Source organism: Olleya marilimosa CAM030, from assembly GCF_000518485.1.
GTDB classification, from domain to species: Bacteria; Bacteroidota; Bacteroidia; order Flavobacteriales; family Flavobacteriaceae; genus Olleya; species Olleya marilimosa.
In genome coordinates this window covers 376,877-402,097 of sequence record NZ_JADR01000002.1, presented here as the reverse complement: position 1 = coordinate 402,097, position 25,221 = coordinate 376,877, and the positions used below count along the sequence as shown (strand labels likewise).

The window sequence follows — 25,221 nt, the reverse complement described above, 5'->3', positions numbered from 1 at the left end:
ACTAATAAGTTTTATAGAAAAACGCTTCGGAATACCGAAGCGTTTTTTATTTTTATATAATGACAAGTTTTATACAAGATGTAATTGACGATTTAGTAACTAAAGAAGTAAACTTTAGTGATCTTGTCTTTATATTACCTAGCAGAAGAGCAGGAGTCTTTTTAAGACGTACCCTAAGTTTTACTTTAAACCAAACTATTTTTGCTCCTAAAATTATAAGTATAGAATCCTTTGTTGAAGAGTTGTCGGATTTAAAAGCTACAACAAATACAGAGTTGCTTTTTGAGTTTTATAATGTATACATCACACTTACTCCGGAAAAAGAAAGAGAAACGTTTGAAGCATTCACTAAATGGGCACAAATTATATTACAAGATTTTAACGAGATTGATCGTTATCTTATTCCGCAGAAAAAAATATTTGATTACTTAAAAGCAATTAAAAATTTAGAGCATTGGTCACTACAGCCAGACAAAACAGAACTGGTAAGTAGTTATTTAAAATTCTGGAATAAACTAAACGATTATTATAACGCATTTACGCAATCGTTGATTTTAAAAAAACAAGGCTATCAAGGACTACTATATAGACAAGCCTATAATAATAGTCAAGAATATATAAAAAACACAGACAAGCATCATGTGTTTTTAGGATTTAATGCCCTAAATCAGGCAGAAGAAAACATTATCCAACAATTATTACAAAACAACTTAGCGACAATTTATTGGGATACTGATAAGCAGTTTATGAATAACAAAATTCATGATGCAGGCTTGTTTTTAAGACAACACAAAAAAAAATGGAACTACTTTAATGACCATAATTTTAATTGGATAAACAACCATTACACTTCTAAAAAAAATATCTCAGTTTTTGGAGTACCTAAAAATATAGGTCAAGCAAAAGCCATAGGAACTATTTTACAAGATTTAAGTAAAACGGATTCAACTTTAAAAAATACAGCTGTAGTATTGGGTGACGAAAACTTACTTATTCCTGTATTAAACTCTGTTCCAGAATCCGTTTCGACATTAAATATAACCATGGGATTTCCTTTAAAAACTATTCCATTAGCGTCATTATTTGAACATATATTTACATTACAAAAAAAGAATACTACTCCATTTTACTATAAAGATGTTATAAGTATTCTCTCACACCAATACATTCAACCATTATTTAAAAATGATAATGCTATAAAACTAATAGCGCTTATCAACAAAAATAATTTAGTCTATTTAACCGAAGATCAATTAAGCGCTTTATCCAACGACGATAAATCATTATTATCCCTTTTGTTTAGTAATTGGAATAACGACGCTAAAACAGCTTTAAAACACTGCTTCAGCCTTATTAATATTATTAAAGCACAACTTACCGAGGATAAAGACAAAAATCAATTAGGATTAGAATATTTATATCGTTTTAACACCCTATTTAATGAGATTTTAAGACTAAACCAGGATTACAACCACATTAAAGATATTAAAGGGTTATATAGTATTTATAAAGAACTACTAAGTTCTGAGACCTTAGATTTTCAAGGTGAACCATTACAAGGGTTACAAATTATGGGAATGTTAGAATCTAGAGTTTTAGATTTTGAAACCATTATAATTTCTAACGTTAACGAAGGTATTTTACCTTCAGGTAAAACCAACAACTCTTTTATTCCGTTTGACGTTAAAATAGAAAATAAACTACCGACTTATAAAGAAAAAGATGCAGTATACACCTACCACTTTTATCACTTACTACAACGTGCTAAAAATGTATATATACTATATAACACAGAAATAGATACATTAATTGGAGGCGAAAAAAGCAGGTTTATTAATCAATTAGAATTAGAAGGCACACACCAAATCACACATAAAATATTAACGCCTAAAGTACCTAATCATAACAAGCAATTAATTACTGTTGCTAAAACAGATAGTGTTATTTCGCAATTAAAAGAAATAGCAAGAAAAGGTTTTTCGCCATCATCTTTAACAAGTTATGTTAGAAATCCAATAGACTTTTATTATCAAAAATTATTAGGAATTTCTAATCTGGAAGAAGTAGAAGAAACCATTGCTGCTAATACATTAGGAACCGTTGTACATAATACACTTGAAACACTTTATATTCCATTTATTGGGCAAACATTAAACGTTGACAATATAAAATCTTTAATACCTAAAATAGATGCGCTAATCACCTCTTTTTTTAAAGAAGAATACAAAGAAGGTGATATGACCAAGGGTAAAAATCTTATTGTTTTTGAAATTGCTAAACGCTATGTTTTAAATTTTTTAAACTTAGAAATAGAAGCTTTAAAAAATGGAGATGTCATAAAAATTATTGCGTTAGAAGCTAAGGTAGAAAATGTAAAAATTAATATCGACACCTTACCGTTTCCAATACAGTTAAGAGGAACAGTTGATAGAATTGATGAGTGTAATGGTGTTATTAGAATAATAGATTATAAAACCGGAAAAGTAGACCAAAGCAAAGTGTCTGTTATTAATTGGGATGATTTATTATCAGATTACACAAAATACAGTAAATCTTTTCAAGTGTTAATGTATGTCTATATGCTTTTAAAGGACAAAAAAATTAATTTACCAGTAGAAGCTGGTATCATTTCATTTAAAAACTTAAGTGCAGGATTTATTCCTTTTGTAAAAAAAGAAAGTAGTCACGACCGAAATAAAGATACTTCAATCACTCAGGATACTATAAATGAATTTGAAATTCAACTTAAAAATTTAATACTAGAGATTTTTGACAAGGACCAAGATTTTATAGAAAAAGAGCTGTAAATGGAACTAAAAAATCAAATATTAGAACGCAACAATCAAAAACCTATTGTTTTTGATACCTTTTACAATAATAACAACCAACCAAAACCTTTAGTGATATTTTGTCATGGCTATAAAGGTTTTAAAGATTGGGGAGCATGGGATTTAGTAGCAAAGACCTTTGCTAATCAAGATTTGTTTTTTGTAAAATTCAACTTTTCTCATAATGGTGGCACTGTCAATCAACCTATAGATTTTCCGGATTTAGACGCCTTTGCTGAAAACAATTATTCTAAAGAGTTACAAGATTTAGACGATATAATAAACCACTTTACTTCTAATAATAGCACCTATAAAAATAATATTGACATCCAAAATATTACATTAATTGGTCACTCCAGAGGTGGTGGAATTGCTATTATAAAAGCAAGCGAAGATCCTAGAATTACAAAGTTAATAACTTGGGCTAGTGTTTGTGCATTTGGTAAACGCACCTCTACAACAGGAGACTTAGAACAATGGAAAAAAGATGGCGTTAAATATGTATTAAATTCTAGAACAAAACAAAACATGCCTCATAATTTTCAGTTTTATCTAGATTACATTAATAATAAAGCGCGTTTAGATATTGAAGACTGCTGTAAGCGATTAGTTGTTCCTTATTTAATAATCCATGGTATTGATGATCCTTCTGTAAGTTTTGAAGAAGCAAAATCATTACATCTCTGGAATCCTGAAAGCACCTTACTAACATTACCAGATACCAACCATGTATTTAATGCTAAACATCCATGGATAGATGATTATTTACCAAAATCACTAGAGGTTGTTGCCTTAAAAAGCATAGCTTTTATAGCTTAAGCAATTTTTAAATTACTACTATCATACATACAACGCTCTATTTTTTTAAATAAAAGGTCTTTATTAATTGGCTTTGTCATGTAATCATTCATTCCAATATTTAAAACACGCTCTTTAGTTTCTTGCATAACATCTGCTGTTACAGCAATAATTGGAATAGCTTGCGTTTTTGGTCCACAATTACCATTTCTAATGTGTTTTGTAGCTTCATAACCGTCCATTATAGGCATTTGCAAATCCATTAATATGACATCAAAATTAGAGTGTTTTAAAAGCTTTAAAGCCTCCTCTCCATTATTAGCGATAACCATTGTAAATTTATTATCTGTACTAAGTAATTTTTTAATTACCATTTGATTTAGCATATTATCCTCAACCACTAAGACTTTTAATGGTGTTGCACTGACCTTGTTTGTATTTATATTTTGATCACTAAGTGATGCTATTTTAACCACTTTTAAAGGTAAATCTATATAGACGACACAACCCTTTTCAAATTCGCTTTCAATAGTAATTTCTCCTTCAAACAAATCCACCAAACGGTTAACAATTGTTAGCCCCAAACCTATACCTCCAAATTTACGTTTATGGTTGTTTCGCATTTGATTAAAACTATCAAAAATATGCTTCTTGGTTTCCGCAGTCATTCCAACACCAGTATCTGACACCTGAAGCGAGAATCGATTAACATCATTTGGTTGCGAAAAACATTTTAATTTAAAACAAATACCTCCTTTAGTAGTAAACTTTACAGCATTGCTTAAAACATTATTAATTATTTGTACAAACCGTTCTAAATCGCTTTCAATAAAATCAGGAATATCTGGATCTATATCAAACTGATAATCCAACCCTTTACGTTGTGCTTCAAGCTTCCAATTATTACTAATTTCGGTCACAGCATTAAAAGGATTAAAAACTTCATAGACCAGTTTTAATTCATTTTTTTCAATTTTTTCAAAGTCCAAAATATCGTTGACATTACTCAATAAACTAAGAGAGGCATTTTTAATAATTTCGTAATTTTTATTGCTTTCAGCATCTCCACTATTTTTCAATTCTGTTTGTGCAATACCCATAATTGCATTAATCGGTGTCCTTAACTCATGACTCATGTTAGACATAAAAAATGTCTTTAGTTGGCTAATTTCTTGAGATCGATTAAGTGCTAGTTCTTGCGAGTCTTCTTTATCCTCTCTCAACTTTTTAAGTAAATTAGTCATAGATAACGATAAGAAAATGACCTCTAATCCTGATCCAAATTTAGAACTGTTTAAAGTGAAAAAATTATTTGGTAAAAGGCTTAAATTATTCATGACAAAACCCAATAAACCTATGACTAAAAAGAAAATTCCAACAGAAAAATAAAAATCTACACGAAGTCTTTTAATACGCATTGTAAAGATTGTTGCTAATAATAAAATTAGGCTAAGCAATCCATTTAAGTTAGATAATGGATAGACTAACTCCATTGTTTTAGGCGAAATAAAAACCATAATAAACAAAACTCCTAAAACAATATAAACTACATTATACATAGTTTTAAAGCTGCTTAAATATTTTGAAACTTTTAAAAAATACTCGCAATATTTTAACAGAAAAAAGTTAGAAAATAAAGCTGTTATTAAAACCGCTTTACTGTTTAAATAACCACCATTTGTTAGTAAAAATTCAAAAATAAAACCATCCAAAGCACCTTGTAATAAAGCTATTGAAAACACATAAAAACCATAATACAAAAATGTTTTTTCTTTTAAACTGGTATAAAAAAACAAGTACACAATACCTGCTAAAAACAAAAGACCATAAAATAAACCCAAAAACAATTGTTGCTTATAATTCATGATCCAAAACTCGGACTCAGTATATAGGTTAAGTGGTAAGTTAATTGTTTCTCCATCACTACCAAATTCCATATAAATATCCTGAACTGAGTTGGGTTGTAATACTAATTTAAAAACCGTAGCTCTATGTGCAACTTGTCTAGTTTCAAACGGTATTTGGTCTCCACTTTTAAAGCTTGCTATACTGTCTTTAGTAACAACAAACATGTTAGCTTTATCAGTAATAGGTCTTGCTGTTTCTAAATAATAGGTGTTTTTATCACTAGATGTATTTTCTAATTTAAATTTTACCCAATAATTTTGAGCAGTAAACCCTAAACTTTGATTATCAGAATGTAAATCTTTAAAATCTAAGTTTTTTTCTAGAAGAAAATCGTTAATAGATAAAGCCTTAGTCCCTACAGAAACATATTGACTGTATTCATATAAATCTCCTGCACTTGTAATTGGGTTGTAAACTGTATTTTGAGCAAATACAGACATATTTACAAAACAGATTAGCAGGTATAAGTGTTTCATTATTTGGTTAGTTTAAATAAACTTACGAAATAAGGTTAAATCAAGTTTTACATAAAATTGACTTTACGACAAACTGCTATTATATTAGCTAAATCTGTTGATTTTAACGATAAAAAGACAAAATTTGAGTAAATTATTTTAACCCACTTAATACTAAAACAGGAAAAGTAGTCACATAAAAATCCCTTTTAAGGATGCTGTTTTTCTCCCACATTTTAGTAAAAAATCCTCTTTTACGACGCACAACACAAAGGATATCAGGATTAAACTCTTTGTAATGCTCTAAAACACCCTGAAACGTCGTTGCGTTTTCGGTTTCTTTTGTAGATGTTAAATGTGCTTTTAAATCTTCTGCAATAACAAAATCGCTTGCTGAGTGAAACGGTGTTTTTACTAACAATAAATTTAATTTAGCATTAAACTGATTTTTTAAACTTATTAATGGATTTAAAGCATCCACCTTATTTATAACAGCAGATTTTAATGCAAATAAAATAGAATTAATAGGTCCAAAAGTATAACCTTCCGGAACAATAAGCGCAGGAATATTAGTTTGTTTAATAATCTTACCTGACGTTTTACCTAAATAAACTTCATCTTTAATAGAGTTTGTTCTAGGTTCTAAAATAATTAAATCTATGTCTAAAGATTTTGAAACTAACTCTAAAGTATCTACTAATTTTCCTTTGAAAGTTTTTACAATAACTTCAACATTTTTTTTATTAACCGAAGCAACGTGCTTATTTAAAAAATCTAAACTTTCTCTTTCTAAAATATGATCCACCTTAATCATCGTTCCTGATTTAGTATAAACATTATATACTTGAACAACGTATAATTTTGCGCCAAAAGCCTCAGCAAAATCTACTGCGTATTGTAAATGACTTTGTGCGTTTTTTGAAGACCCAACAGGAACTAAAATAGATTTCATATAAAAGAGTGTTTAGAAATCAAAAATACAGATTTTTCTTCACAAAAACTTCCATTATCTTTTACGACCTTTACAAAATCATTTTTAATACAAATTTTGAGCACTTCCATTAGTTTAAAACATATAAATAAATTGGCCATTCCAGCACTTATTGCTGGTATATCAGAGCCTATTTTATCCTTAACTGATGCTGCTGTTGTTGGAAATGTGCAAGTTAATCCAACTGAGTCCTTAGCTGCGATTGGTATTGTTACCACATTTTTATCCATGTTAATTTGGATATTGGGTCAGACTAGAAGTGCTATTTCGTCTATTATATCACAGCATCTTGGAGCTAATAAATTAGACCAAGTTAAGGATTTACCTGCACAAGCTATTTTTTTAATTACTTCATTAAGCCTAGTTATTATAGCTACAACATATCCATTTACATCTCAAATATTTAAACTTTATAATGCCTCAGGACTAATCTTAGATTATAGCGTTGATTACTATAAAATTAGAGTCTTTGGCTTTCCTTTTACATTATTTGTAATCGCAGTTTTTGGCACCTTTAGAGGGTTACAAAACACGTACTATCCAATGGTAATTGCAATTATTGGTGCGTTTTTAAATGTAATTTTAGACTTTGTACTTGTTTATGGTATTGATGGTATACTGCAACCTATGCACATTAAAGGTGCTGCTTATGCAAGTGTAATTGCACAAATAATTATGGCATTACTATCTGGCTATCTACTATTAATCAAAACTAATATTCCACTTCGGGTTAAATTCCCATTAAACAAACAAATTGGCAATTTTGCAATAATGATACTAAACTTATTTGTACGCACACTAGCGTTAAATATCACGTTATATTTTGCTACAAAATATGCCACAGGTTATGGTAAAAACTATATTGCTGCTTACACTATTGCAATAAACTTATGGTTTTTAGGAGCCTTTATAATTGATGGTTATGCAAGTGCAGGAAACATATTGTCTGGCAAACTATATGGTCAAAAAAATTATAAAGATTTACTAAGCTTAAGTCAAAGACTAATTAAATATGGGATTTATCTAGGCGGACTTGTCGCTATTATTGGAGCAGTTTTTTATTATCCTATCGGAAGACTTTTTACAAAGGAACCCGAAGTTTTAAAAACCTTTTATAGTGTTTTTTGGATGGTATTAGCCATGCAACCCTTATGTGCTTTAGCCTTTATATTTGATGGTATGTTTAAAGGTTTAGGTAAAATGAAAGACCTACGTAACCTATTACTTCTATCCACTTGTGTCGTATTTTTACCTGTACTGTTTATTGCAGATTATTACAATTTAAAACTCCATGGTATATTTATAGCCTTTACTTTATGGATTATAGCACGTGGATTTCCGTTAATTATAAAATTTAGAAAACAATTTTTGCCTCTTGCACAAAACAACTAACTTTACAACTTAATAAAATATTATGTTATTAAGCTTACTACAAGTCAATATTGAAGACAAGATAAAAAATGCGCCAGATGACAATTATCAAATCGGTATTTTAATTGGGTCATATTTACCACTATTTATCTTAGTAGTATTAGCTTATTTACTTTACAGATACAATAAAAACCGTAACAAAGAGTCTTAAAATTATGAGCAATTTAATTTTTCCATTACTAGCATTATTTGTAATTATAGCCTATTTCTATAATAAAATGCGTAACCGAAGACGCTAATTAACGCGTTTTAAGCCAACCAGTAATACTTAATCTTTTAGTATTTACTGGTTTAACTTCGTGTTCTAAAATTTGACTTTCAAAAATAACCACACGACCAGGAAAAGGATAGATTGCCTTTTCAACCTCTTGACCATTATCGTCTAGATACAATACCAATTCGCCACCATTTTCTGGCTGCCAATCTTCATGGTTTAAATAACACACAAAGGACAATTTACGTCTATCATCATTTTTAAACGTATCCAAATGTCGTTTGTAATATGTAGACTTTGGATAAATCGCATAATGAAACTCTTTGTGTAAAATTCCTAAAAAACATGTTTTATTTAAATAACCAACCAAATCATTAATCTTATTAAAAAACAAGGATTCCGCAATATTAGATTTAGCCTCCTCAATCCATAAAATCACATCACCTCTAATAGATTTAACAATAACCTCATCAAATTTATTACCAATAGCAGCCTTTTTAAAAGCATCCTCTTCATACTTATCAAGTATAGAAGCTCTTAAAGCATCAACCTCTTCAGCAGAAAAAAAATCATCAATAATCGTAAATTTTTGTTTAGCAATATCCTCTATAATTTGCTCATACAATGGATTTTCAACAAAATCTAAAGCCTCAAAAATCTGATTCATAACCTATTTTATATTTAAAAAAGTGCGCAAATGTAACCTAATAACCTTTCGCTTTTACAAATTCAATATCTTTGCGCAATAAAACCTTGGTTAATGAGCAAGATTCGCATTACAAAACAATTTACTTTCGAGACTGGACACGCACTTTATGGATATGACGGAAAGTGTAAAAATGTCCATGGACACAGCTACAAACTAGACGTAACAGTAATAGGTACACCAATTTCTGACAGTAATAATGTAAAGTTTGGAATGGTAATAGACTTTACAGACCTAAAAAAAATAGTAAAAGAAGACATAGTAGACGTCTTTGATCACGCAACCGTATTTAACAAAAATACACCACATGTCGATTTAGCCAAAGAGCTTCAAGACAGAGGTCACAATGTATTATTGGTAAACTACCAACCAACCAGCGAAATGATGGTCATCGATTTTGCACAAAAAATACAAGACCGTTTACCAAACAACATCAAATTACACTCACTAAAACTATCCGAAACCGCAACCAGTTACGCACAATGGTACGCTAGCGATAACCAATAAATATTTTGGGCGTTACCACAAGGGTCGCGCTTTCCACTATATCTTTTTTGCGCATAAGCGCGCACAAAAAAGGATACCGTATCAATCGCTAACGCACACACCTGCTAACAATAGGCATAATCAAGAAATAGTTATCTTTACCACATGCAAATTCCAAAAGGAAAAAAAATATATTTCGCCTCAGACAACCATTTAGGCGCACCAACAAAAGAGCTATCCTTACCTCGCGAAAAAAAGTTTGTCGCATGGTTAGATATGGTCAAAGACGATGCAGCAGCAATATTTTTGTTAGGTGATATGTTTGATTTTTGGATGGAATATAAACGCGTAATACCAAAAGGATTTACCCGAACTTTAGGTAAATTAGCCCAAATTAGTGACTCCGGAATCCCAATTTATTACTTTGTAGGCAACCATGACTTATGGATGGATGGCTACTTTGAAGAAGAATTAAACATACCAGTTTACCACAAACCAAAAGAGTTTACCTTTAACAACAAAACCTTTTTTATAGGACATGGAGACGGTTTAGGACCAGAAGACAAAGGGTACAAACGCATGAAAAAAGTCTTTACCAATCCTATTGCTAAATGGTTATTCCAACGTTTATTACACCCAGATTTTGCTTTACGCTTAGGACAATACATGTCAGTAAAAAATAAAATGATCTCTGGTGACGATGATGCTAAATTTTTAGGAAACGATAAAGAGTGGTTAGTACAATACTGCAAACGCAAATTAGAGACTAAACATCGTGATTACTTTGTCTTTGGACACAGACATTTACCATTAAACATAGACTTAGGTAATAACTCTAAATACGTTAATCTAGGCGATTGGATACAGTACTTTACCTATGGTGTTTTTGATGGCGAAAACATGGAGTTAAAAGAGTATTAATCCTCCTTTTCATGGTCTTCAATATCCTTAGTTAAATCTAAGTTTCTTAAGGTTTTATTTTTTGCACCAATAGCAACTACAGTCAATAGCGTCATTACTCCTCCAAAAATTACAGCTCTAGCAGCACCACCTAAATACTTGGCAGCAATACCGCTTTCAAAAGCTCCAAGCTCGTTAGACGATCCAACAAACATACTGTTTACAGAGGCTACACGACCACGCATATGGTCAGGTGTTTTTAATTGTAAAATCGTTTGACGTATTACCATAGATACACCATCCGTTACACCAGAAAAAAATAAAGCTGCAACACTAACCCAAAACAGTTTGGACATTCCAAAAATGATAATACAAACCCCAAAACCAAAAATAGAAATTAATAATTTTTTACCTGCATTTTTATTTACTGGCAAATAGGTTGTAATAAACATAGTTAAGATACTACCAATGGATATTGATGCATTTAAAATACCAAATCCCTTTGGACCAACATGTAAAATATCTTGTGCAAACACAGACAATAAAGCAACTGCACCACCAAATAAAACTGCAATCATGTCTAAAGACAATGCGCCTAAAATAGCCTTATTATTAAATACAAATTTAAGTCCAACCTTTAAGCTTTCCTTTACAGATTCGCCAATATTAGGATTTAAAATAGGCTTCTTTTTTATCTGAAATGTAATTACAAAAGCTAATGCCACTAAAATAAATACAATACATAATGTACTAGCGACACCAATCCAACCTATAAAAAACCCACCAAATAAGGCTCCTAAAACTGTTGCTGCTTTCCAGGTGCTACTACTCCAAGTTGCAGCATTAGGATAGATTTTTTTTGGAACTAATAAAGCGATTAATGAGAAAATAGTAGGGCCAAAAAACGATCGTAAAAAACCTCCAAAAAAGACTAAAGCATAAATACAATATAAAATAGTAGTAGTTTCCCAATTGGCAACAATTTTGTCCCAAGTCAATAAAAACAAGCCCAAACTAATTAACGAAAATGCAGCGATGCATAGCGCTAACAAATTTCGTTTTTCTCTTTGATCTACAATATGACCTGCAAATAAAGCCATAGTAAAAGCAGGTATAATTTCCATTAAACCAATTAACCCCAAATACAAAGGATCTTTTGTTAATGTGTAGACTTCCCATTCAATTACAATAAATTGCATGGACCAACCAAAAACTAAAGCAAATCTTAATAATAAAAAGATATTAAACTCTCTAATTCTTAATGCTGCGTATGGATCATTTTTAGCCATATTATTCTTTTAAATCTCTTAATTTTAATTGCAAAGACACATTGCCTTGCCAATGATTTTCGTCTACAGAATAGACTGCTTTAAAACGTTTTTTATCTTTTATAAGGTTTAATTTGTTACCTAAATTAAAACCAATACACACAAATTTTTCTCTGCCAGATTGGGTCACAGTACATCTAATATGTTTATCATCTTCTCCAACACATTTACCATAACCAGTATCTTTTAAATCTTCGGTCATAAAAATAGGCGTCATATTTCCTGGTCCAAAAGGTGCAAACTGTTTAATAATGCGCCAAAATTTATCGTCAATAGCACTCAGCTCTAAAGTGGTATCAATTTTAATTTCTGGTGTTAACAAATTTTTATCAATGGTTTTAGAAACCTCATCTTCAAACGCTTGTTTAAAGGCTTCGTAGTTTTCTTCTTTAAGCGTTAAACCCGCTGCATACATATGACCTCCAAACTGTTCGATATGCTCACTACAAGCCTCTAGAGCATTATAAACATCAAATCCAGACACAGATCTTGCAGAGGCTGCTAATTTGTCTCCACTTTTAGTAAACACTAAAGTTGGTCTGTAATATGTTTCAATTAGTCTTGAAGCGACAATCCCAATAACCCCTTTGTGCCAATCCTCTTGATACACTACAGAGGTTAGTCTTTGTTCCTCTTTGTTTTCAATAATTTGTGCTAATGCTTCCACTGTAATGGTTTTATCCGTTTCACGTCGATCAGCGTTAAATGCTTCTATTTCTTCAGCATAAGTAACCGCTGTATCAAAATCAACTTCAGTTAATAAGTCAACCGCATATTGTCCATGTTTCATACGTCCTGCAGCATTAATACGAGGCGCAATAGTAAACACAACATCTGTAATAGTTAAAGTCTCTTTTTTAAGCTGATTGATAATCGCTTTAAATCCAGCTCTAGACTTTTGATTAACCACTTTTAAACCATGATAAGCTAGCACTCTGTTTTCCCCAGTAATGGGAACAATATCTGCACCAATTGCAGTCGCTACTAAATCTAAATACGGAAGTAAATCATCAATAGTTTCACCATCCTTTTTGGCTAAAGCCTGAATTAATTTAAATCCAACACCGCAACCACATAACTCTTTATAAGGATAATTACAATCTGCTTGTTTTGGATCTAAAACTGCGACTGCATTTGGGATTACAGCTCCTGGTCTATGGTGATCACAGATTATAAAATCTATATTTTTTTGTTTTGCGTAAGCGACTTTATCTACCGCTTTTACACCACAATCTAATGCTATTATTAGACTAAAGTCGTTGTCTTCTGCAAAGTCAATACCTTGATAAGACACGCCATAACCTTCTTCATATCTGTCTGGAATATAAGTCGCAACTAATGATGTTTTTGTTTTTAAATAGGAAGACATTAACGCGACAGAAGTCGTACCATCTACATCATAATCGCCATATACCAATATATTTTCATTATTAGTAATAGCTTGTTGTATTCTAACTACAGCTTTATCCATATCTTTCATTAAATATGGATCATGCAAATGGTCTAAACTAGGTCTAAAAAAAGATTTAGCGTCCTCAAAGTTTTCAATACCACGTTGTACTAAAAGTGACGCAATGGGTACATCAATTTGCAAACTATCCGCTAATGACTTAACGGTTTCAGGATTGGGTTTTGGTTTTAAAGTCCAGCGCATGTCATGGATTTAGAATAAATAAATTAGACTCTTTTTTAAATAATAAAATTACTTATTATGAAAATGCACATTGGTTTTAACCTCTGCAAATCGTCTAAACATCTCCATTACACCACAATATTTATCGATAGATAATTGTACTGCTCTGTTTATTTTTTCTTGGTTTAAATCTTTACCTGTAAAGTGATAGTCTAAAATTACGGTATGATAATATTTAGGATGCTCGTCGGTTAACAAACCTTCCACTTCCATTTTTAAATCATAGTTATCAATTTTCATTTTATCTAAAATAGATACCACATCTAATCCAGTACAGCCTGCTAAGGACGATAACATTAAGGCTTTTGGAGATAGTCCTTCACGCGCTTTGCCTTCTACATCTGTATCCATTAAAACATGATGACCACTTGGGTTATCAGAATCAAACAACATGTTTCCTTTCCAATTGGTTGTAATTTTATGCGACATAATTGAATATTTTTTCGTTTATTGATATCAATCAAAAATACTATTTAAAAACGAAAAAACGATGCCATTAGTAACACCTTTAACAGCAGATTACGATTTAGAAACTAAAGAATTGGCGACTTTCTTTAACGAGACTCTTGGATTTTGTCCAAATTCGGTATTAACTATGCAACGTAGACCTGCTATAAGTAAAGCCTTTATCAATTTAAACAAAGCGGTTATGGCTAATGAAGGTCGTGTCACCTCTGCCTTAAAACGAATGATTGCATGGGTAAGTAGTAATGCTACAGGTTGCAGATATTGCCAAGCACATGCTATTAGAGCTGCAGAGCGTTATGGCGCAGAACAAGAACAATTAGATAACATTTGGGAATACCGTACACATCCTGCTTTTAATGATGCAGAACGCGCTGCTTTAGACTTTAGCTTAGCTGCAAGTCAAGTACCAAATCAAGTAGACAAAACTATTAAAGCACGTTTACACGAACATTGGGATGAAGGTGAAATTGTAGAAATGCTTGGTGTAATCTCTTTATTTGGATACTTAAACAGATGGAATGATAGTATGGGAACAACCTTAGAAAAAGATGCTATTGATAGCGGAAACCAATACTTAGGTAAACATGGTTTTGAGGTTGGAAAACACGTATAATTAAAGCTTACACATTGTTAATATTAAAAAACCTCACTAGAAATAGTGAGGTTTTTTTATAAGATATTCTTTTTAGTTAGTGGGTTTTGGTCAAATTGCAACCCTTCAAAACCTGTTTTAATAAAGTTTCTGATGTTTTGATGACCTGTTCCGTTTGGGTCTTTCAAAACCTCCTCAAAATAATACTGGCCAAAACATGCCAAGGTTTCGGTTTTAGATAAAGCTTCTGCTTTTGCAAAAGCAAATACTTTGCATGAACCTGAATTTTCTCCTGCAGCATTTTGCACTAAACCATTTGTAAAAGCTGTTGGTGTAAAATCAAAATATGTGTCCACAACTTGCATAGTTTCCGCGAAAGCGATAGTATTTGGTGTGTTTTTTAATTTTAATTTAAATGCTTTTATTGTCATCTTTATCCTATATTTTATTTACTTTTTCCGCCTACAACAATTACAATTTCGCCTTTTGGTGGTTTATTGGTGTAGTGTTCTAGAACCTGTTTTGCGGTTCCACGAATTGTTTCTTCGTATAGTTTAGTTAGTTCTCTAGACACTGATACTGGTCTGTCCTCTCCAAAATACTCGCAAAAATGACCTAAGGTTTTATTTAATTTGTGTGGACTTTCATAAAAAATGATGGTTCTGGTTTCCTCGGCTAATAGTTTTAGTCTGGTTTGACGTCCTTTTTTAACTGGTAAAAACCCTTCAAAAACAAACTTATCGTTAGGAAAACCACTGTTAACCAATGCTGGAACAAATGCTGTTGCACCTGGTAAACAGTCTACTTCAATATCGTGCTCTACACAAGCTCTAGTTAATAAAAATCCTGGATCAGAAATGGCTGGTGTACCTGCATCACTAATTAATGCAACAGTGGTTCCTGCTTTTAATTTTTGGACCAAATTATCTACCGTTTTATGCTCGTTGTGCATATGGTGGCTTTGCATTTGCGTACTAATCTGATAGTGTTTTAATAACTTTCCTGAGGTACGTGTGTCCTCTGCTAAAATTAAATCGACTGTTTTTAAAACCTCTACAGCTCTAAATGTCATGTCTTTAAGATTACCAATTGGTGTTGGGACTATATATAATTTACTCATGTTTTCTCTGAATTCTTATTCAAATTTACAATCTTTTTGAGAGAGTTGAAGCAACCTTTTAGTAAATTAGACATCTATTAATAAACCAACCATGAAAAAATCATTTTGCTTACTTGTTTTTTGTTTATCATTCTTAATAAGCAAAGCGCAAACCACAGATTTATCAATAGTAGTTGCTGCGCAAAACTTATCTGGCAGCTCAATTTCGCAAGTCAATATTTATCAAGATTTTCAATATATTGTTACCATTTTTAATTCGGGAGGTAATGTTACTAATGCAACTTTTACACAAACATTAAATCCTAACTTAACTATTTTAAGCACAAATAGTCAAAATCAAACTGGTGGAGCCAGTCCAATTACACCAATTACTTTAAGCGGAAACACAATATCTGGTGCAATTGCAAACCTACCCTCAAATAGCAGTGTACAATTAAAGGTTGTTGTTAAAGCCTCTTTAACTCCTGGAGGTGTTGCTACCAACGCCACAGTTTTTTCGCCTGAAGGCACAACGGATAATAACTTATCAAACAACACGTCTGTTATATCTATTGACATAGTCGAACCTCCAATTAACTTTACAGTTGATTACAATCAAATTTCACCTACTTCAGGCACTTCAATAAGTGATTGGAACCAAACTATAACTTATCAATTTACTATTACAAATAATAGTGACATCCCTTTTCCATTACAAAGCTTTATAAGTAGATTTGATAATCCTTTTGGACCTTTAATTGGTGTACCCATAATACAACTTAATAGTTTAAATTGCATTAGTACTACTGCTGGTGTGCTGTGTCCTGACACCTCAACATATGCAGGTGTAACAGTTGGGATTACATCGTATCAACCTTTTTTTACCTTTACAACACCTATCGAGTTTACACCTGGAGGATCTATAACTTTTGAAATGGAAGTCCTTTTTTTAGATCCAACATGTGCGATACAGCTTGCCAATTTAGAATTATCAAGTTTAATCGAACTAACGTTTATCCCTTCTGATATCAATCAATCTTCAGATAGTTCCAACATAATTACTAATCCATTACCACAAGGAAACCTTTGCGACATGACGGATTTATGTATAACTACTATACAAACTAATCCTGATCCTTTAGCAGAAATTAATTGGAACGAAGAAGTAACTTTTGTAACCACTATTTGTAATATGGGTCCTGAAGATGCTTATATGCGCTTTTTTCTTCAAAATTTAACCTTAAATACCGATTGGGACATTATATCCATAAATTGTGATGCTACCACAGGTCCTGTTGCCTGTACAGATTTTACTTTAACTGATCAGGATCAGTTTTGGGAAAGCAGCGAATTTTTCCTACCCACTAACACTACAATTACAGTAACTACTGTTGTAGTATTTATTGAACCTGACGACTGCTCGATACAATTAGACGATAATACTTTGGTACACGTAAGAAGTGGTGTAAATTTATTAGAAAGCACTATTATTGATCCAAATATTGGAAATAATGCTGATAGTGATTTCTTGTTATTACCTCCTTTAGAGGAATGTGATCCTGCCGAAACTGTTATGCTTAATATTACAAAAGAACAGACAAACCCAGTTTTACCAAGTGGTTTAACACCAACAAACACAATAGAATGGGGAGAAGTCACATATCAAGTTGTGGCGACTAATTATGGCAATGTAGATTCTATAATTTATTTAAGTGATTTTATTACTGAAGCCTCATCAGGAACATTAATTTCTGTAAATTGTATTAATACCACAGGTACTGCCACTTGTTATGATATTATTAATGCTAACATCGGAGAGTTTCAGGATGGTATTCCTGAAGCAGGAGAAAACGATGTTTTTTGGGAAATTACTCCTGAAGAAAATGTGGTGCTTCCTGCGCAAAGCTCAATAACCTATGAAGTGGTTGTAGATTGGCAACCAGAGTGTAGCACAGATCCTATTATTGTAAGAAATAATGTTTCAATAGAAAGCGTAGATTATAACAATGAAATTGATTTGCTCAACAATAGAGACCACGTTATTACATATCTAGCTCCTTGCATTGACATCGTTGTACAGACCTATCCCGAATTTACCTCTGTTGGTGTAAATAGTACATTTAATTGGATAATAGACATCACAAATAGTAACACAAGTTCAAACGCAACAAATATTGCTTTTGAAGATATATTAGGTCCAGAATTTACAATAAACGGAACACCATCTTGTATTGTGACTTCAGGCATAGCATCCTGCATGTCCGCATTTAATATTTCTGGTAATACTATTTCTGGTAATATTACAAATATGGAAGGCGGATCCACTATACAAATAGCAATTCCGGTAACAGCACCAAGTTATGGTGGTGCATTTACAAATACTGCACAAGCCATAGCCAACATTAACGAAAACAACGAGTTAACTCCCGATACCAATCTGTCAATTAGCAATATGCAAGTTATTGCTCCAACGGTTTTAAAAACCTTTACTCCAGACCAAATAATTGTAGGTCAACAAAGTCAATTAGAATTTACAGTATTTAATGTTTCTGGTAACGCAGCGCAATCAAATATAACCTTTACAGACAATTTGCCTCTTGGATTAACTATAGCAGGTCCAATATCTTGGACAGATAGTAATGGATGTACTGCAACATTTACTAGCTCATTAGGCGGAACATTTGTTGGCGTATCTGACTTAATTATTCCAGCAGGTGTGGCGAGTTGTAGTTTTTCGGTTTTGGTCACCTCTACAATGGAAGGTATATACAATAACAACAGTAGCAATTTTAGCAATCAAAATAATATTGATAGCTCTCAAGCAGATGCAACATTAACTGTTTTAGAGGATACAACTAATGTTGATATTGAAGTATTAAAATCTGTAACCCCAACACAAACTTCTATTGGTCAAGAGGTTACTTTTACCATTAGCGCTAGTAATGTTGGAACTACCGAAGCTACAAATATTTTGATTTTTGAAAAACTCCCAATTGGCTATCAGCTTATAACTGCTAACACCAGCTTTGGAAATTATGATGTAAATTCGTTTTTATGGAGTATAAGTCACTTACTACCAAATCAATCAGAGAGTTTAACTATAACAGCTCAAGTTATATCTTCCAATAATCTTTTAAACACAGCTACTTTAACTGAAGTTTTAGAGATTGATAGAAATGACACAAATAATCAGGATTGGGCAATGATTACTGTTAATGATTGTTTACAAATCCCTAAAGGGTTTTCTCCTGGTAGTGATATGGTAAATGACACCTTTGTAATACCATGCATTGAAGACTATCCAAATAATGATTTAAAAATTTACAATAGATATGGTACATTAATATACCAAAGTAATAATTATATTAATGACTGGAACGGAATGCCAAATCAAGGTCCTTTTAATCAAAACAAAGTGTTACCTATTGGCACATATTATTATGTGTTAAGTATTTCAACAATAAAAAATCCTTTGGTAGGATATATATATTTAAACTATTAGTTTGTTTTTTTGACGAACCGATAACCCTAAAAAATAAGAGATTAAAACTATTATAACAGCATAAAAAGACATGCCAAAAAGACCATGTCCTGCATTGTAATGTGCTACTGTTGCTAACAAAGCATCAAAGAAAAATCCAGCGTAAGCCCATTCTGTTAACCATTTGTTTTTTCGCCATAAAATCATAACAACACCAAGTATTTTGGCTATTGCTAATGGAATTACTAAATAGGTTGGATAATTTAGCCCTTTAAAAAAGCCTTCTACCATATTTGTATTAAAAAAATACATCTGTGCTGAGTATAAAAATATCACACAAACTAAAATTGTAGCAATCCAATATAATAAGGTCTTAATAGACGTTTGTTTCATTTAATAAAATTAAAGTATTATTAACCTAAAAACTACTTAAATCTAGCTTCGATAATTTCCATAAAACGGACTTCGTAATCTTCTTTACCAATCCAATTATTATAGTCTGGTTTAACCACATTATTAATTAAATTTTCAGCTTCGTCTAATGTTGTAGTTGTATTTAGTTGTGATAAAACCCTATTATAATCATCAGGTTCACCATCAAATAAATGTTTAATAAAAGCCAACTTATCGTTTAGACCTATATTTAAGCCAGATTTTAATTTATCGTTTAAACTCTTTTTTTCATTTACATCAGATTTAGATACAGGATCAAAAACAGGTATCTCATCAAAACCAGCAGTTATTTCTTCAAAATCATTTTTAGCATAGTTATGTTTTGGTAAAACCGAATCTAGTAGATCATCAACTTGATGTGTTTCTTGTGGCATTTGGGCAACCATATCTTTAATTTTTTCCATGACAGGCTCCATAATATCATCCTGATCAGCATCGTCTAAATTAATATAAGTTTTATCATCGACTTCTATATTATCACTTACTTTATTATTGAAGGCAGAATCCAACATGTCAAAAAATGAAGAGTCATTACCAATAGTTGGAATGCTATCTTCAAAGTTCTCGTTAGCAAATTTTAAAACGGTTAACTTTTCATATAAAACAGCAACTTCTGCATGCATCCTATTAACGTCTTCTTTACCAACTAGTTTTAGAATCCTGTGTGCAATACTCATTAATTCTGATTCTAATTTCTTCTTCATGGTTTTATTTTTTTTTATAATTTTTGAATTAATTGCAAGTTAGCCTTTTGATTTTTAATAAATTTGACCCACCTTTATACAAAACGTAAATGCTTTACGTTTTAGTGCTAAATTTACAAAATGTTTCTTGAAAATACAGTAAATCAAAAAGAACAATTTGGATGGATTGAAGTCATCTGTGGATCAATGTTTTCTGGAAAGACTGAAGAGTTAATCCGAAGACTTAAACGCGCTCAATTTGCTAAACAAAAAGTAGAAATCTTTAAACCAGCAATTGATGTACGTTATGATGATGAAATGGTAGTTTCACACGATGCTAACGAGATTAGATCCACTCCTGTACCTGCTGCAGCTAATATTCCAATTCTTGCAGATGGCTGTGATGTAGTTGGTATTGACGAAGCTCAGTTTTTTGATGACGAAATTGTTCGTGTCTGTAACGACTTAGCAAATAAAGGGATACGTGTTATTGTTGCTGGTTTAGATATGGATTTTAAAGGTAACCCTTTTGGTCCAATGCCATACTTAATGGCAACTGCAGAATATGTTACAAAAGTACACGCTGTTTGTACCAGAACCGGAAATCTAGCACAATATAGTTTTAGAAAATCTGCTAATGACAACCTTGTATTATTAGGCGAAACTGAAGAGTATGAACCTCTAAGCAGAGCTGCGTATTATAAAGCAACCCTTAGAGAAAAAGTAAAAGACATGAAGGTTGAAGCTGCTGAGGAGATTAAAATTAAACCTAAAATCTCTAATGAATAAGGCTCAAGAAACAGTTTTAGAAATAGACTTAAAAGCACTTAAACATAATTTTAAGTTTTTAAAATCAAAACTATCCGGAAGCACTAAATTTTTAGCAGTTGTAAAAGCTTTTGCCTATGGTAGCGACGCTATTGAAGTCGCAAAATATCTTCAAGAATTAGAAGTTGATTATTTTGCTGTAGCCTATACCTATGAAGGTGTTGCTTTACGCGATGCAGGAATCACAACACCAATATTAGTATTACATCCTCAACCCGTAAGCTTTGACGACATTATTACACGTTGCCTAGAGCCAAGTCTATATTCACAAAGAGTTTTAGACCTTTTTATCGCTTCCGCAGAAACTCATAAGCAACACAACTATCCTGTACATTTAAAATTTAACACTGGATTAAATAGATTAGGTTTTGGTTTGGAGGATATTTCTAAAATAACTGAAACAGTATCTAAAACCAAAGCTGTACACATCACCAGTTTATTTTCTCATCTAGCAGAAAGTGAAGTCTTGGATGATAAAGCATTTACTGTATCTCAAATAGAGCATTTTAAAACAATATACAAACAAGTCTATGCTAAATTAGACTACAAGCCATTTTTGCACCTTTGTAATACATCTGGTATAATAAATTATCCCGAAGCACACTTTGATATGGTTAGAAGTGGTATTGGATTAAACGGTTTTGGTAACGATCCAAATGTAAACAAACACCTAAAACCAATAGCAGCTTTAAAAACAAACATCTCACAAATTCATCATATAAAAAAAGGAGAAAGCTTAGGTTATAACAGAACTTTTATAGCACAAACAGATACAAAAACTGCAACGTTACCAATAGGTCATGCAGATGGTATTAAAAGACAATATGGTAACAAAAATGGATTTGTAACCATTAATAATCAAAAAGCATATATACTAGGTAATGTTTGTATGGACATGATTATGGTAGACATCACTTCCATAGATTGTAATGAAGGTGACGAAGTTATTGTATTTGATGACAAGTATACTGCTGAGGCTTTAGCAGAAAATGTACAATCTATTTCCTACGAATTAATTACAGCCATATCTCAACGTGTAAAACGTGTATTTCGTCGATAAATGTCATTTACATATATTTGACAAACATCAATTATGTTAAAATTTTAACTAAATTCGAATATCATTAATATTAACTAACATTAAAATATTAAAATTATGCTTAAAGAATTTAAAAATTTTATCATGACAGGAAACGTAATTGAATTTGCGGTTGCTGTAATTATGGCTGGAGCATTAGGCCAAGTAATTAATGGATTTGTAAACAACGTGGCTATGCCATTTGTTGGACATTTTGCAGGAGGAATTGATTTTGCTGCTAAAAAACTTGTACTTGATGAAGCAGTAGTAGATGCAGCTGGTGTTGTTACAAAACCAGAAAATGCAATCATGTATGGTAGCTGGATTAACACAATAATTAACTTAATAATTGTTGGATTTATCATGTTTATAATTGTAAAAGCATATAACAAAACTAAAAAACCAGTTGAACCAGCTGCACCAGCAGGACCAACTGATAACGAATTATTAATGGAAATTAGAGATGCTTTAAAAAAGTAATCTAATTATTAGTATTATCATAAAAAACCGATTTTGAATTTAAAATCGGTTTTTTTATGCACATATTTTTACGAAAAAATTAATACTTTTTATATTATTTCTTTAGTTAAATACCCTAATTTTAGCCTCTAATTTAATTTGTATTTTAAAATGAGAGTAGCTGTAGTTGGAGCAACCGGAATGGTTGGAGAAGTTATGCGTAAAGTATTAGAAGAAAGACAATTTCCTATATCAGAGTTTATACCTGTAGCATCAGAAAGATCTGTAGGTAAATCGCTTTCATTTAATGGTAAAGACTATACAATTGTTAGCTTACAAGATGCTGTAAATGCCAAACCAGAAATTGCTTTATTTTCGGCTGGAGGAAGTACATCTTTAGAATGGGCTCCAAAATTTGCAGAAGTAGGCACAACTGTGATTGATAATTCTTCGGCTTGGAGAATGGATCAGGATAAAAAACTTGTGGTTCCGGAGATTAATGCAAATCAACTTACAAAAAACGATAAAATTATAGCCAATCCTAATTGCTCAACCATACAAATGGTCATGTGTTTGGCTCCTCTTCATAAAAAATATAAAATTAAAAGAATAGTCGTTTCAACTTACCAATCCATTTCTGGTACAGGAGTAAAAGCAGTACAACAACTAGAAAATGAATTAAATGGCGTTACAGGAGAAATGGCATATCACTATCCTATCTTTAAAAATGCAATTCCGCATTGTGACGTATTTGAAGACAATGGTTACACCAAAGAAGAATTAAAATTGGTTAACGAAACTCAAAAAATATTAAACGATAATACTATTGCTGTAACAGCTACTGCAGTTAGAATACCAACAGCTGGTGGACATAGTGAGTCTGTTAATATTGCATTTGAAAATGATTTTGATTTAGCTGAAGTTAAAACGCTTTTAGGCCAAACCGAAGGTGTAGTCGTACAAGATAATTTAGATACAAACACCTATCCAATGCCATTATACGCTAATGGTAAAGACGAGGTTTTTGTTGGACGTATTAGACGTGATTTATCTCAAGCAAACTCTATTAATATGTGGATTGTTAGTGATAACCTACGTAAGGGAGCAGCTACAAACACAGTTCAGATTGCAGAATATTTAGTAAAAAACAAGCTGGTTTAAATTATAACAAGCTAAAATTCATTAAGTTAATCCCATTTTTGGGGCAATTAATTTATATATTAGTGACCATATATATTTTTATATGGTCAAAAACTACGCAATCTTATTAGTTATTATTTTTTCTGGTTTGCTACAATTTTCTTGTAGCTCAGAAGAAACGTATGTCCCAATACAACAAAGTGCAGCAACGTCTCCTGTTATTTTTAATCCAGAAGCAACTCCTTTTAACACTTTATCAGAATACCATTTTTTTGAAGGCAATCTTAAAGACTTATCTCCTGTTTTGGGCGTTCTGCCATATCAGCCTATTAATTCGTTATTTACAGATTACGCGCACAAAAAAAGATTTATATGGATGCCAGAAAACCAAAAGGCAACTTATGTTAATGATTATTCCATATTAAATTTTCCTGATGGCACTGTTTTTATAAAAAACTTTTACTACCAAAATACCTTACCAAATAATCTACCAAGGATTATTGAAACACGATTAATGTATAAATCCAACGAAGGTTGGAAATTTGCAAATTACATCTGGAATGACAATCAAACAGAAGCATACTTTGATTTATCCGGAAGTTATACGGATGTTACTTTTATTGAAAACGGAGTAACAAGAAACACCACTTACAGGATTCCTTCTGCTGCAGAGTGCTTTACATGCCATAAGTCTGAAATTAATTCCATCCCAATTGGTCCAAAACCCCAAAACCTTAATAAAGATTTAGCTTACGCTGATGGTGTTAAAAATCAATTACAAAAATGGATAGAAATTGGTTATTTAGAGGACAACTTACCCAACACTATTAATACGGTTTCTAATTGGCAAGATCCTACCTCAACACTTAACGACAGAATTAGAGGTTACTTAGACATTAATTGTGCGCACTGCCACAGTCAAGATAGACATTGTGACTACAGACCTGTTAGATTTGCATTTGGAGATTATCAAGGTGAGGTTAGTTTAGGTGTTTGTGTTGATCCAGATACACCAATAGCACCTTACTCTAAAATTGTAGAACCAAATAACATAGCACGCTCATTAATTCATTTTAGATTAAATAATACACAAGAAGAATATAGAATGCCATTATTAGGCAGAACACTCATACACCAAGAAGGTGTTATTCTTTTAGAACAATGGATCACTTCACTAACACAAAACTGCGAATAAACCAATA

At 31.8% G+C, this 25,221-nt stretch carries 23 protein-coding genes; 13 read left to right on the top strand and 10 right to left on the bottom strand.

Going from position 1 to position 25,221, the window contains the following annotated elements; genetic code table 11:
- Window positions 1-59 precede the first annotated feature (59 nt).
- Both M890_RS0105820 and M890_RS0105815 read left to right on the top strand, forming a co-directional pair.
- Window positions 60-2,807: a PD-(D/E)XK nuclease family protein gene (locus M890_RS0105820; RefSeq protein WP_028282634.1), complete on the top strand. Its 2,748-nt coding sequence runs from the start codon at window positions 60-62 to the stop codon at window positions 2,805-2,807.
- Window positions 2,808-3,647 (top strand): alpha/beta hydrolase family protein, encoded by an 840-nt coding sequence (locus M890_RS0105815; protein ID WP_028282633.1) that lies wholly within the window; start codon window positions 2,808-2,810, stop codon window positions 3,645-3,647.
- On the opposite strand, the gene M890_RS15795 is transcribed toward M890_RS0105815, so the two are convergent.
- Both M890_RS15795 and M890_RS0105805 read right to left on the bottom strand, forming a co-directional pair.
- Window positions 3,644-6,010 (bottom strand): hybrid sensor histidine kinase/response regulator, encoded by a 2,367-nt coding sequence (locus tag M890_RS15795; protein WP_084553563.1) that lies wholly within the window; start codon window positions 6,008-6,010, stop codon window positions 3,644-3,646. The genes M890_RS0105815 and M890_RS15795 overlap by 4 nt on opposite strands.
- 133 nt (window positions 6,011-6,143) lie before the next feature.
- On the bottom strand, window positions 6,144-6,941 hold the full coding sequence (locus M890_RS0105805) for a universal stress protein (protein WP_028282632.1): 798 nt from the start codon (window positions 6,939-6,941) through the stop codon (window positions 6,144-6,146).
- A 96-nt stretch (window positions 6,942-7,037) separates the two neighbouring features.
- Here M890_RS0105805 and M890_RS0105800 point away from each other — a divergent pair, with 96 nt between their 5' ends.
- Together M890_RS0105800 and M890_RS16840 are read left to right on the top strand one after the other, a co-directional pair.
- Window positions 7,038-8,372 carry an MATE family efflux transporter gene (locus M890_RS0105800; protein ID WP_028282631.1) on the top strand — a complete coding sequence of 445 codons (1,335 nt, stop codon included), beginning with the start codon at window positions 7,038-7,040 and terminating at the stop codon, window positions 8,370-8,372.
- Between the two features lie 22 nt (window positions 8,373-8,394).
- Entirely contained in the window at window positions 8,395-8,562 is a 168-nt protein-coding gene (locus M890_RS16840) for a hypothetical protein (protein WP_191099432.1), read from the top strand.
- 88 nt (window positions 8,563-8,650) lie between these two features.
- Here M890_RS16840 and M890_RS0105790 read toward each other — a convergent pair whose 3' ends face one another.
- Window positions 8,651-9,292 (bottom strand): 2OG-Fe(II) oxygenase, encoded by a 642-nt coding sequence (locus M890_RS0105790; protein WP_028282630.1) that lies wholly within the window; start codon window positions 9,290-9,292, stop codon window positions 8,651-8,653.
- Window positions 9,293-9,385: 93 nt separating this feature from the next.
- Here M890_RS0105790 and M890_RS0105785 point away from each other — a divergent pair, with 93 nt between their 5' ends.
- Entirely contained in the window at window positions 9,386-9,838 is a 453-nt protein-coding gene (locus M890_RS0105785) for a 6-pyruvoyl trahydropterin synthase family protein (protein ID WP_028282629.1), read from the top strand.
- 144 nt (window positions 9,839-9,982) lie between these two features.
- Window positions 9,983-10,738 (top strand): UDP-2,3-diacylglucosamine diphosphatase, encoded by a 756-nt coding sequence (locus M890_RS0105780; protein WP_028282628.1) that lies wholly within the window; start codon window positions 9,983-9,985, stop codon window positions 10,736-10,738.
- On the opposite strand, the gene M890_RS0105775 is transcribed toward M890_RS0105780, so the two are convergent.
- From M890_RS0105775 to M890_RS0105765, 3 genes are read right to left on the bottom strand one after another with little or no spacing between them, the layout of a single operon-like run.
- Window positions 10,735-12,006 carry an MFS transporter gene (locus M890_RS0105775; protein ID WP_028282627.1) on the bottom strand — a complete coding sequence of 424 codons (1,272 nt, stop codon included), beginning with the start codon at window positions 12,004-12,006 and terminating at the stop codon, window positions 10,735-10,737. The two genes, M890_RS0105780 and M890_RS0105775, sit on opposite strands and share 4 nt — an antisense overlap.
- A gap of 1 nt (window position 12,007) precedes the next feature.
- Window positions 12,008-13,699, bottom strand: coding sequence for a single-stranded-DNA-specific exonuclease RecJ (gene recJ, locus M890_RS0105770; protein WP_028282626.1), 1,692 nt, complete (start codon window positions 13,697-13,699; stop codon window positions 12,008-12,010).
- A gap of 48 nt (window positions 13,700-13,747) precedes the next feature.
- Complete coding sequence (locus tag M890_RS0105765) at window positions 13,748-14,167, bottom strand: OsmC family protein (RefSeq protein WP_028282625.1); 420 nt, start codon at window positions 14,165-14,167, stop codon at window positions 13,748-13,750.
- Window positions 14,168-14,228: 61 nt separating this feature from the next.
- On the opposite strand from M890_RS0105765, the gene M890_RS0105760 reads away from it, so the two are divergent.
- Window positions 14,229-14,819, top strand: coding sequence for a carboxymuconolactone decarboxylase family protein (locus M890_RS0105760; RefSeq protein ID WP_028282624.1), 591 nt, complete (start codon window positions 14,229-14,231; stop codon window positions 14,817-14,819).
- A gap of 56 nt (window positions 14,820-14,875) precedes the next feature.
- On the opposite strand, the gene M890_RS0105755 is transcribed toward M890_RS0105760, so the two are convergent.
- Both M890_RS0105755 and rsmI read right to left on the bottom strand, forming a co-directional pair.
- Window positions 14,876-15,229: a HopJ type III effector protein gene (locus M890_RS0105755; RefSeq protein ID WP_028282623.1), complete on the bottom strand. Its 354-nt coding sequence runs from the start codon at window positions 15,227-15,229 to the stop codon at window positions 14,876-14,878.
- Window positions 15,230-15,243: 14 nt separating this feature from the next.
- Window positions 15,244-15,918, bottom strand: coding sequence for a 16S rRNA (cytidine(1402)-2'-O)-methyltransferase (rsmI, locus tag M890_RS0105750; protein WP_028282622.1), 675 nt, complete (start codon window positions 15,916-15,918; stop codon window positions 15,244-15,246).
- A gap of 91 nt (window positions 15,919-16,009) precedes the next feature.
- Here rsmI and M890_RS0105745 point away from each other — a divergent pair, with 91 nt between their 5' ends.
- Entirely contained in the window at window positions 16,010-19,399 is a 3,390-nt protein-coding gene (locus M890_RS0105745; RefSeq protein WP_028282621.1) for a T9SS C-terminal target domain-containing protein, read from the top strand.
- On the opposite strand, the gene M890_RS0105740 is transcribed toward M890_RS0105745, so the two are convergent.
- Window positions 19,388-19,771, bottom strand: a complete 384-nt coding sequence (locus tag M890_RS0105740) for a DoxX family protein (protein ID WP_028282620.1) — start codon at window positions 19,769-19,771, stop codon at window positions 19,388-19,390. The genes M890_RS0105745 and M890_RS0105740 overlap by 12 nt on opposite strands.
- Before the next feature lie 32 nt (window positions 19,772-19,803).
- Window positions 19,804-20,535 carry a DUF8457 domain-containing protein gene (locus M890_RS0105735; RefSeq protein WP_028282619.1) on the bottom strand — a complete coding sequence of 244 codons (732 nt, stop codon included), beginning with the start codon at window positions 20,533-20,535 and terminating at the stop codon, window positions 19,804-19,806.
- A 120-nt stretch (window positions 20,536-20,655) separates the two neighbouring features.
- Here M890_RS0105735 and M890_RS0105730 point away from each other — a divergent pair, with 120 nt between their 5' ends.
- The 5 genes from M890_RS0105730 to M890_RS0105710 all read left to right on the top strand — a co-directional run bounded on the left by M890_RS0105730 (window position 20,656) and on the right by M890_RS0105710 (window position 25,214).
- Entirely contained in the window at window positions 20,656-21,303 is a 648-nt protein-coding gene (locus M890_RS0105730) for a thymidine kinase (protein WP_028282618.1), read from the top strand.
- Window positions 21,296-22,402, top strand: a complete 1,107-nt coding sequence (alr, locus tag M890_RS0105725) for an alanine racemase (protein ID WP_028282617.1) — start codon at window positions 21,296-21,298, stop codon at window positions 22,400-22,402. Before M890_RS0105730 ends, alr begins: the two co-directional genes overlap by 8 nt.
- A 96-nt stretch (window positions 22,403-22,498) precedes the next feature.
- Entirely contained in the window at window positions 22,499-22,900 is a 402-nt protein-coding gene (gene mscL / locus M890_RS0105720; RefSeq protein WP_028282616.1) for a large conductance mechanosensitive channel protein MscL, read from the top strand.
- Window positions 22,901-23,050: 150 nt separating this feature from the next.
- On the top strand, window positions 23,051-24,040 hold the full coding sequence (locus M890_RS0105715) for an aspartate-semialdehyde dehydrogenase (protein WP_028282615.1): 990 nt from the start codon (window positions 23,051-23,053) through the stop codon (window positions 24,038-24,040).
- 82 nt (window positions 24,041-24,122) lie between these two features.
- A complete protein-coding gene (locus tag M890_RS0105710; protein WP_028282614.1) occupies window positions 24,123-25,214 on the top strand; it encodes a hypothetical protein in 1,092 nt (363 codons plus the stop codon).
- Window positions 25,215-25,221 lie beyond the last annotated feature (7 nt).